The sequence below is a fragment of the Micromonospora sp. NPDC023966 genome (assembly GCF_040639095.1).
Taxonomy (GTDB): Bacteria; Actinomycetota; Actinomycetes; order Mycobacteriales; family Micromonosporaceae; genus Micromonospora.
On sequence record NZ_JBEZZJ010000069.1, the window covers coordinates 1 to 9,107 of the forward strand.

General features: G+C 75.3%; 9 protein-coding genes. 7 read left to right on the forward strand and 2 right to left on the reverse strand.

Annotation, left to right across the window (positions count from 1 at the left end; all coding sequences use genetic code 11):
- Positions 1–275 precede the first annotated feature (275 nt).
- Positions 276–710 (reverse strand): DUF6069 family protein, encoded by a 435-nt coding sequence (locus tag AB0F68_RS34835; RefSeq protein ID WP_357346092.1) that lies wholly within the window; start codon positions 708–710, stop codon positions 276–278.
- A gap of 172 nt (positions 711–882) precedes the next feature.
- Between AB0F68_RS34835 and AB0F68_RS34840 the strand changes: the two genes are divergently transcribed.
- From AB0F68_RS34840 to AB0F68_RS34860, 5 genes are all read left to right on the forward strand, one after another.
- Positions 883–1,986 (forward strand): histidine kinase, encoded by a 1,104-nt coding sequence (locus AB0F68_RS34840; RefSeq protein WP_357346094.1) that lies wholly within the window; start codon positions 883–885, stop codon positions 1,984–1,986.
- Positions 1,987–2,041: 55 nt separating this feature from the next.
- Positions 2,042–2,710: a response regulator transcription factor gene (locus tag AB0F68_RS34845; protein WP_357346096.1), complete on the forward strand. Its 669-nt coding sequence runs from the start codon at positions 2,042–2,044 to the stop codon at positions 2,708–2,710.
- Between the two features lie 371 nt (positions 2,711–3,081).
- A complete protein-coding gene (locus AB0F68_RS34850) occupies positions 3,082–3,570 on the forward strand; it encodes a hypothetical protein (RefSeq protein WP_357346098.1) in 489 nt (162 codons plus the stop codon).
- 67 nt (positions 3,571–3,637) lie between these two features.
- On the forward strand, positions 3,638–4,306 hold the full coding sequence (locus AB0F68_RS34855; protein WP_357346100.1) for a class F sortase: 669 nt from the start codon (positions 3,638–3,640) through the stop codon (positions 4,304–4,306).
- Positions 4,307–4,381: 75 nt separating this feature from the next.
- Positions 4,382–5,494: a magnesium and cobalt transport protein CorA gene (locus AB0F68_RS34860; protein ID WP_357346101.1), complete on the forward strand. Its 1,113-nt coding sequence runs from the start codon at positions 4,382–4,384 to the stop codon at positions 5,492–5,494.
- Here AB0F68_RS34860 and AB0F68_RS34865 read toward each other — a convergent pair.
- Entirely contained in the window at positions 5,454–6,497 is a 1,044-nt protein-coding gene (locus AB0F68_RS34865; protein WP_357346103.1) for a phosphotransferase, read from the reverse strand. The genes AB0F68_RS34860 and AB0F68_RS34865 overlap by 41 nt on opposite strands.
- Positions 6,498–6,613: 116 nt before the next feature.
- Between AB0F68_RS34865 and AB0F68_RS34870 the strand changes: the two genes are divergently transcribed.
- Together AB0F68_RS34870 and AB0F68_RS34875 are read left to right on the forward strand one after the other, a co-directional pair.
- On the forward strand, positions 6,614–7,390 hold the full coding sequence (locus AB0F68_RS34870) for an SGNH/GDSL hydrolase family protein (RefSeq protein ID WP_357346105.1): 777 nt from the start codon (positions 6,614–6,616) through the stop codon (positions 7,388–7,390).
- A 149-nt stretch (positions 7,391–7,539) separates the two neighbouring features.
- Positions 7,540–9,015 (forward strand): alkaline phosphatase PhoX, encoded by a 1,476-nt coding sequence (locus tag AB0F68_RS34875; RefSeq protein WP_357346107.1) that lies wholly within the window; start codon positions 7,540–7,542, stop codon positions 9,013–9,015.
- Positions 9,016–9,107: the final 92 nt, after the last annotated feature.

The window sequence follows — 9,107 nt, forward strand, 5'->3', positions numbered from 1 at the left end:
GTGGCCTCCATGGTCATCGTTGCTCAGCAACGTCGATCATGGACGCCCTCGTCTGTGTGCGCTGTCCCCGTATCCCTTGGAATAGATCGTCTAGCCCGGCCCAGCCTGCCCGCCGTGCGGGAGCCGACGCTCCTCGGTCATGCCGACCCGCACACCGCCTAAGGCGTCCTAGGAGGCTAGCTGAGTTCTCATTGGACGGGGAGGTGCATCGGCGCGGACGCGCGAAGGCGGGTCGGGGCCGCCCACCCCCGTGGCGACAGCCCCGATCCGGCATCTCAACGGCGGGCGGTGCGCCTCAGCAGCGGGACGAGCACGGCGGCGGCCAACAGGTGCATGGCCACCAGGGTCAGGGTCGCCGTCGTCCCCACTCCCCCGCTCAGCGGGCCGAGCAGCGACAGCAGCAGCGCCAGCCCGGCCACGCCGGTCCAGACGGCCCGCGCCCGGGCGGTGAACCGCTCCAGCACGGCCAGCAGCGCCCACCCCGCCAGGCCGGCGAGAACGGTGCTGACGCCGACCGCGACCGGGGTGACCGTCTGCTCGGTCCCGCCGTTGCGGGCGACCAGGTCCACCCCGGCCACAGGGACGGCGGCGACCCACAGGGCCAGGGTGGCGACGGTGGCGGCGAGCACCGCCAGGGCGCGGTCCCGGCGACGGCGGGCCGGCCGGGTGACGGTGCCGGCGGTGCCGGTCGGCGTGATCGTGGTGTCCATCGGTGCGTACCTCCATCAATTCAGGTCGTCACCGGGGACACTAGGCCCGCGCCGGGGGTCCGGGGATCCCGCCGCGGACCGGTTCGGCGCTCCGTCCCGGGGACCAGGTCCGGCCGAGATCTCCGTCTGGCGACCGATGAATCCGGGTCGGTGGACGGCCTAGCATCCGGGCGTGAACTGCCGGTCCCGCTCCCGTTTCCTGCTGCTGCTCGACGGCGGCATCGCCGCGGTGATGCTCGCCGTCGCCCTGACCGTCCTGCTCGCCCCGGGCACCCCTCCGGCCTCGGCGGGTGGGACCGCCGCGGCGGTCGGCCTCGCCACCGCGCAGGCCAGCTGTCTGCTGTGGATCCGCCGGCGACCGGGGTACGCGCTGGCGGTGGCCGCGCTCGCCGGCGTCGGGCTCGAGGCGCTCTGTCCCCCGCTCGGCTGGCTCGGCCTGGTCACCGTGCCGCTGGCGTACGTGGCCCGTCTCCGCCCGCCGCGGTTCTCGCTGGTCGCATTGGGGCTGCTGCTCCTCCCGACGCCGTGGGAGCTGGCCACCGAGGGCTGGCGGGACCTGCTGTTCGCGGTGACCGCGCTGGGTCTCGGCTGGGCCCTCGGTGAGCTGCAACGGGGGCACGCCCAGCGCCGCCGCGACCGGCAGCGGCAGGTGCTCGCCCGAGAGCGGGAACGGATCTCCCGCGAGCTGCACGACGTGGTGGCCCACCACGTGGCGGTCATCGCCGTGCAGGCCGCCGCCGCCGAGGACGTCTTCGACGCGCACCCGGAGCGGGCCCGGGCCGCGCTCGGCGCGATCAACGCGGCGGCCCGGTCGGCGCTCACCGAACTGCGGGCGATGCTGCACGCGCTGGCCACCGACGACGGCACCGATCCGGACGGGCCGCAGCCGGGCCTGGCACAGCTCGACGCCCTCGCCGACGCCGTCCGGGCGGTCGGCATCGAGGTCACCATGGACCGGGACGCCGGCGCCGAGGACCTTCCCGGCGGGGTGCAGCTGTCGGCGTACCGGATCGTCCAGGAGTCGCTGACCAACGCGTTGCGGCACAGCCACGCCACCCGGGCCGACGTCAGCGTCCGCTACGACGACGGGGTGCTGCGCCTGGCGGTGGTCGATGACGGCACCGCGGCGCCTCGCCGGCCGGGTGCGGGTGGGGGCCGGGGCATCGTCGGGATGCGCGAGCGGGCCCGGCTGCTGGGCGGCACGCTGGAGGCCGGTCCACTGCCCGCGGGCGGGTTCCGCGTCGAGGCCCGGCTGCCGGTGGGGGTGGCACTGTGAGCGCGAGGAGTGAGCCGGGTCTGCGAGCCCCGCAGTCGCGAACCGAGGTGACGCGGTGAGCGTCCGTGTGGTAATCGCCGACGACCAGGATCTGATCCGCGCCGGGCTCGCGATGATCATCGACGCCCGGCCGGACCTGACCGTGGTCGGCGAGGCCGCCGACGGGGTCGAGGCCGTGGCGGTGGCGAACCGGACCCGTCCGGACGTGGTGCTCATGGACGTGCGGATGCCCCGGCAGGACGGCATCGCCGCCACCCGGGACCTGGTGTCCGGCGGCAACCCGGCCCGGGTGGTCATGCTCACCACCTTCGACCTCGACGAGCACGTGTACGCGGCGCTGCGCGCCGGGGCCAGCGCCTTCCTCCTCAAGGACACCCGCCCGGCCGACCTGGCCGAGGCGGTGCGGGTGGTGGCCCGCGGCGAGGCGCTGCTCGCGCCGACGGTGACCCGCCGGCTGCTCGACCGGTTCGCCGACCGGCTGCCCGGCGGGGCCGCCGACCGGGGGCGACTCGCCGCCCTCACCGCCCGCGAGGTGGAGGTGCTGACGCTCGCCGCGCGTGCACTGTCCAATGCGGAGATCGCCGAACGGCTGTTCCTGAGTACCGCCACCGTAAAGACGCACGTCTCCGCCGTGCTCACCAAACTCGGCCTGCGCGACCGGATCCAGGCGGTGGTCTTCGCCTACGACGTGGGCCTGGTCCGCCCCGAGCCGCCGCCCGGCTGACCCACCCGCCGGTCGAGCCGGGTGCGGTGCACGCCCTCGCGCAGCTCGTCGTCCCCCATCACCAGCCACACCAGCCGACCCGGACCGGACGGCCACAGCCGGGTCGAACCGGACAGACGCACCAGGGACCGTCCGGACGGGACGTCGCGCGCGAGGCGGGACGGGCCGTCCCGCCGGCTGCCCGTGGTGGGCGGGCATGTCCGTCGCACCCGGGAGCGACCGGGAACACGTGACGGCAACGAAGATTTCTCAATTACGCCTAGTGACCGCCGCAACCCTCCTAGTGTTGGCCACACCGGTGCTAGTCACGGAGTTGGCCACCCGAACGGCGTCCCACGCAGACAGCGGACGAAAAGTGAGGGAAGACGCGGATGAAGGCAAAGACAGTTCTCGGATCGGCGGCGGTCGGCGTGGGCCTGGGCACACTGCTGCTCCCGGCCGCCGCCCTCGCGGACACCACCGTCTCACCGGCCACCACCCCGGTCGGCGGGACCGTCGTGCTCACCACGACATCGTGCAATCCGAAGGCGGGCGACGCGATCTTCCGCGTCACCGGTCCGAACCGGGACCAGAACGTCAGGTCCACCACCGCCGCGGCGGGCGGCGGGCTGAGCGCGGAACTCTTCACCGCCGGGTTCACCCTCGGCACGTACACGGTCACCGCCACCTGCGGTGACGGCAGCAACGGCGGCACGGCCAGCTTCACGGTCACCCCGATCGGCGGCGCGCAGGCCGGCGCCGGCGGCCGGGACGGCGACACCGGCGTGCTGGTCGCGGGCGGCGCGTTGGCCGCCGCGGCGGTCGCCGGCGGGACGTACGTGATGGTGCGCCGCCGCCGGCGCGCGACCGCCGTCGCCTGACGGCCCGCCACACCATCCCTGAGCGGGTGCCCGCGCCGGTTTGACCGGCGCGGGCCACGCGTCCCCGATGGACGGAGGTGGGACCCTGTCGTCGCAGCGCCACCGGACGGACGGGCCGTCGAGAGCCCGCACCGCCGCCATCGTCGCGGCGGTCACCCTGGCCGGCGCCACCGGCGCCGGGCTGGTCGCCGCCGGCCTCGGCACCACCTCGGAACCGCCACCCCAGCCGGGCGCCTCGGCCGCGCCGACCGCCGAGCGCTCCGGCTCGCCCGGCCCGGTGCTCCCCCGCTCGAAGCCCGTCCGCGTCACCATCCCCCGCATCGGCGTCGACGCCGGCATCGTCCCGGTCGCCACCGACGACAACGGCGCCCTGGAGGTGCCGCCGCTGGACCATCCGGAGATCGCCGGCTGGTACCGCCGCGGCCCCACCCCCGGCGAGGCCGGCAACGCCGTGCTGGTGGGACACGTCGACACGCTGCACGGCCCGGCCGTCTTCTTCGACCTGGGCCGCCTGCGTCCCGGCGACACCGTGAAGGTCACCCGGGCCGACGGCAGGGTCGCGGTGTTCACCGTGGACGGCGTCGGCGCGTACCCGAAGGAGCGCTTCCCCACCGAGCGGGTGTACGGCGGGGGCGCCGAGGCCCGGCTCCGGCTGATCACCTGCGGCGGCCGGTTCGACCCGCGCACCGGCAACTACCCGGACAACATCGTGGTCTTCGCCACCGCCGCCCGCTGACGCGGGCCCGTCACCGCCGCGACGCCGGCAGGCCGTACGGTAGGCCGTCAGTTCCTCGGCGGGTGGAGGTGCGCGGTGGGCCGGTCGGCGGCACGGACCCGGTGGGGCGGACAGCTGCTGCCCGGCCTCGTCGCCCGCCTGCTCGGGCGCACCGACGAGGCGGCCGGGCCGGCACCGCGCCGGGCCAATCCCGACGCGGTGGTCGACTGCGCGGTCTACGCGGCCGGCCGGCGGGAGCCGGGCCGTCCGCACTACGCCGACGCGTACGAGCGGGCCCGCCGCACCCGGAAGGCGTTCGTCTGGCTCGGGCTGCACGAGCCGGGCGCGGCGGTGATGGCCGCGGTCGGCCGGACCTTCGGGCTGGACGAGCTGCTGGTGGCCCAGGCCCTCGCCGACGGGCACCGCCCCACCGTGCAGCGGCACGGTGACGTGACGCTGCTGGTGCTGCGCACGGCGGGCTACGTCGAGCACACCGAGCTGACCGCCACCTCCGAGGTGATCGACACCGGCGACGTGATGGTGTTCCTCGGCGACCGGTTCGCGCTCACCGTCCGGCACGGCGCGACCGGCGCGCTGGCCCCGGTGCGGAAGGACGTGCAGCGCCGGCCGGGCCTGCTGGCCGAGGGGCCGTGGGCGGTGGCGTACGCGGTCTGCGCCCGGATGGTCGACCTCTACCTGGAGGTCGCCGGGCACCTGGAGCGGGACCTGGAGCGGGTCGAGGAGAGCGTCTTCGCCCGCGACCGGGACGCCGACATCCAGCACATCTACCAGCTCAAGCGGGAGGTGGTGGAGTTCAAGCGGGCGGTGCTGCCGTTGCAAGCGCCGCTGCGCGCGCTGCTGGAGCGGCGGGGCGAGGGCCCGCCGCCGGCGCTGCACCGCTGGTTCGCCGACGTGGAGAGCCGGCTCACCCGGGCGGTGGACCGGATCGGCTCGTACGACGACCTGCTGAACTCGATCCTCCAGTCCCGGCTGGCGCAGCTCGCCGTGGAGCAGAACAACGACATGCGCAAGATCGCGGCCTGGGCGGCGATCGCCGCGACGCAGACCGCGGTGGCCGGCGTCTACGGGATGAACTTCGCGCACATGCCGGAGCTGGGCTGGCGGTACGGCTACGCGGGCGCGCTCCTGCTGATGGCGGCGGCCGCGGTCACCCTGCACCGGCTGTTCCGGCGCTCCGGCTGGCTCTGAGCGGCCACGGCCGGTCCAGGTCGGACAGTTCGGCGTCGAGCAGCTCGGCGAGGCGGTCCACCCGCCACGGGTCGGACTCGGCCGTGATGCCGCGGCTGGGCATCTCCACTGTCATCAGCAGGTAGAGGTGCAGCCGGTAGAGCCCGAGCCGGCGGCGCGCCCCGGCGTCCAGCGGGAACGGCGCGACCGCCCGGTAGGCCCGCACGAGGGGATCGTCCGGCTCGTCCTCGGCGCGCCGGAACAGCAGCGGCGACACCAGGTCCAGCAGGGGGTCGCCCCAGAGGTGGCGCTCGCCGTCGACCAGCCCGCTGAGCCGGGGCGTCCCGTCGGGGCCGTCGATCGCGAGCACGTTGCCGGCCCAGCCGTCGAAGTGCAGCAGCGCCGGGCGGCGTACCGCGTCGAGGACGGCGGCGTGCCGATCGACCAGTTCGCGGATCCGGGCCGCCGGCACGGGCAGCGGCACCGCCCAGTCCGCCGCGTCGGCGAGCAGGTCGTCCAGGATGGCCGTGTAGGCGCCCCGCCAGGTGGGCGCGCCGGTCCGGCCGCCGTCGTAGCCGTAGTGGTCGCCGGTGACGCCGTGCAGCGCGGCGAGCGCCCGGCCGAACTCGGCCCGGACCGGGCCCACCTCGGCGCCGGCCTCGGTCAGGTCCCACAGGGTGCGGCCGGGCAGCAGGCCGGTGAGCAGCCAGTCGCCGAGCACCGGGTCGCGGCCGTGGTGCAGCAGCGGCGGCACCGGCACCCCCGGCGCCCGCGCCGCGACCAGCCGCAGGTAGCGGGCTTCTGCCCCGATCATGTCCCGCTCGTAGCGCAGCAGCGGCACGCGCGGCGGCGGCCCCACCTTGAGCACCACGGTCTGCCCGTCGTCCAGGGTCACCCACCACACGGCGGCGAACCCCCCGCCGGTCAGTGGCCCGCAGCCGGTCACCCCGGGCGCCGGGCCGAGGGACGCGGTCACGTAGCGCCGGACCTGGTCCGGGTCAAGGCGGCGTTGGGTCGGGCTCATCGTCGGGCTCATCCGGCCCGCCCACAGGTGATCGGGTTCATGTCCCGCACCAGGCTAGTGGTCGCGGTGCGCGGGCGGTGTCCCCGGAGCCGCCGTGGCTTCGTAGGCTGGCGCGCATGATGTGGCGGCGGTACGTGGCGATCGGCGACAGCACCACCGAAGGGCTGGACGACCCGGACGGGGCGGGCGGCTACCGGGGCTGGGCCGACCGGTTCGCCCTCGCGGTGGCTCGCGCCCAGGGCGGCCTGGAGTACGCCAACCTCGCCATCCGCGGCCGCACCACCGCGCGGATCCGCAGCGAGCAACTGCCGGTGGCGCTGGAGCTGGCCCCCGACCTGGCGACCGTGGTCGCCGGCATGAACGACGTGCTGCGACCGTCGTTCGACGCCGACCGGGTGGCCGAGGACGTGCGCGCGATGCAGCGGGCGCTGGTCGGCCAGGGCGCCACCGTGCTCACCTTCACCCTGCCCGACCCGGCGCCGGTCATGCCGCTGGCCCGCCCGTTGCGCGGCCGGGTGCTGGCGCTCAACGCGGCGGTGCGCGCGGCCACCGCCGAGACCGGAGCCACCCTGCTCGACCTGGGCGCGCACCCGGTGGCCTCGGACCCGCGACTGTGGAGCGACGACCGGCTGCACGCCAACACCGCCGGCCACGAGCGGATCGCCGCGGCGCTGGCGCACACCGCCGGCCTGCCCGGCTACGACGACTCGTGGTCGCAGCCGCTGCCGCCGGCCGCCCGCCGGCCCCGGCACCAGGCGGTCCGCGCCGAGCTGGCCTGGACCCGGCGGCACCTGCTGCCGTGGCTGGCACGGCACCTGCGGGGGCGCTCCTCGGGCGACGACCGGGTGGCGAAGCGCCCCGTACCGCTGCCGGTGGAGCTGCCGGCCTCCTGAGCCGCCCGACCACGCGGAGCCGAGGTCCTGCACCGGGCCCCGGCGACCGTGCCGAGAGCTTGCCATGCGGTGAACAGGTGACGAGGATCACTCGGAGGATCGGTCCCCGGCCCCGACGGACGGAGACCTGGCGACAAAGGAGTCCCCCGATGCCTGATCTCAACCGGCGCACCCTGCTGCGCGGCGCCGCCACCGCGGCCGGCGGCGCCGTCCTCGGCGGCCCGTTCATCGGGTTCGTGGCGCGCGGCGAGGCCGGCGCGGTCGGCCGGCGTCCGGCACCCGACCCGACCCTGGGGCCGGTGCCGGACCTGCGCGACGGCAAGGTCCGCCTGCACCTGCCCGACGGCTTCCGGTACCGCTCGTTCCACGACACCGAGTTCCCCGTGACGCTGGACGACGGCACGCGGCTGCCCGGCCGGCACGACGGCATGGGCGCCTTCCGCGGGCCGGACGGCACCGTCCGGCTGGTCCGCAACCACGAGGTGAACAACCCCGGCCCCGCCTTCGGCGACCCCGTCGCGGCGTACGACCCGATGGCGCAGGGCGGCACCACCACGGTCGAGGTCACCCGCTACGGCGAGGTCCGGCGCTCGTGGACCAGCCTGAACGGCACCATGATGAACTGCTCCGGCGGTCGGATGCCCTGGGGCAGCTGGATCACCTGCGAGGAGACGGTCAACGGGCCGGACGTCGGCCCCGACTTCACCGGCACCTCCAACGTGCCCCTCACCCAGCCGCACGGCTTCATCTACGAGGTACCCGCGGACGGGCAGTCGGACCGGTCGCCGGTCACCGCCGCCGGCCGGTTCGCGCACGAGTCGGTGGCCTACGACCCGCGCGGCGGGCACCTGTACCTGACCGAGGACAACTTCGGCTTCCCGTCCGGCTTCTACCGGTACACGCCCCCCGCGGACCCGATGAAGTCCGGCCGGCTGGCCGACGGGGGCCGGCTGCAGATGCTCGCGGTGCGCGGCCGCCGCAATCTGAACCTGGCCGCGGGGCAGCGGCCGCACGCGACGTACCCGGTGCAGTGGGTGGACATCGACGACCCGGCACCGCGATTCCCGTACACCCCCGGTCAGGTCGCACCGACGACGAACGACCAGGCGCTGACGTATGTCTCGCGGCAGGGCTGGGACCGGGGCGCCGCCTACTTCTCCCGTCTGGAGGGGTCGGCGTACGACGACGGCGTCGTCTACTTCACCGCCACTCAGGGCGGTGGCCCAGCGGAGACCTCGACCGGCCCCGTCGCCGACGGATACGGCAACGGGCACGGCCAGGTGTGGGCGTACGACTGCCGGGCGCAGGTGCTGCGGTTGCTGTACGAGTCGCCCGGGCCCGATGTGCTGGACTTCCCGGACAACGTGACCACCAGCCCGCGCGGCACGCTGGTGGTCTGCGAGGACAACGTGAACGACAACTACGTCCGGGGGCTCACCCCACGCGGCGAGTTGTTCGACATCGCATTGAACCGGTTGGTCAGCAGCACCGGAGCGGACCGGTCCAACGACGAGTTCGCCGGCTCCACCTTCAGCCCGGACGGACACACCCTGTTCGTCAACATCCAGGCGAGCCGGGGTATGACGTTCGCGATCTGGGGTGACTGGTCCCGGATCGGGGTCTGAGACGCGGGCCGCGGCGGGGGGGGGGCCCCCCCCCCCCCCGCCCCGGGGGGCGGGGCCCCGCCCGGGGGGGAGACCACCACCCCACCCCCCAT

What these genes read in the sequence shown, in the direction of transcription:
- AB0F68_RS34835 (WP_357346092.1), bottom strand. Translation starts at nt 710, where the DNA reads ATGGACACCACGATCACGCCGACCGGCACCGCCGGCACCGTCACCCGG.
- AB0F68_RS34850 (WP_357346098.1), top strand. Translation starts at nt 3,082, where the DNA reads ATGAAGGCAAAGACAGTTCTCGGATCGGCGGCGGTCGGCGTGGGCCTG.
- AB0F68_RS34855 (WP_357346100.1), top strand. Translation starts at nt 3,638, where the DNA reads ATGGACGGAGGTGGGACCCTGTCGTCGCAGCGCCACCGGACGGACGGG.
- AB0F68_RS34865 (WP_357346103.1), bottom strand. Translation starts at nt 6,497, where the DNA reads ATGAGCCCGACCCAACGCCGCCTTGACCCGGACCAGGTCCGGCGCTAC.
- AB0F68_RS34870 (WP_357346105.1), top strand. Translation starts at nt 6,614, where the DNA reads ATGATGTGGCGGCGGTACGTGGCGATCGGCGACAGCACCACCGAAGGG.
- AB0F68_RS34875 (WP_357346107.1), top strand. Translation starts at nt 7,540, where the DNA reads ATGCCTGATCTCAACCGGCGCACCCTGCTGCGCGGCGCCGCCACCGCG.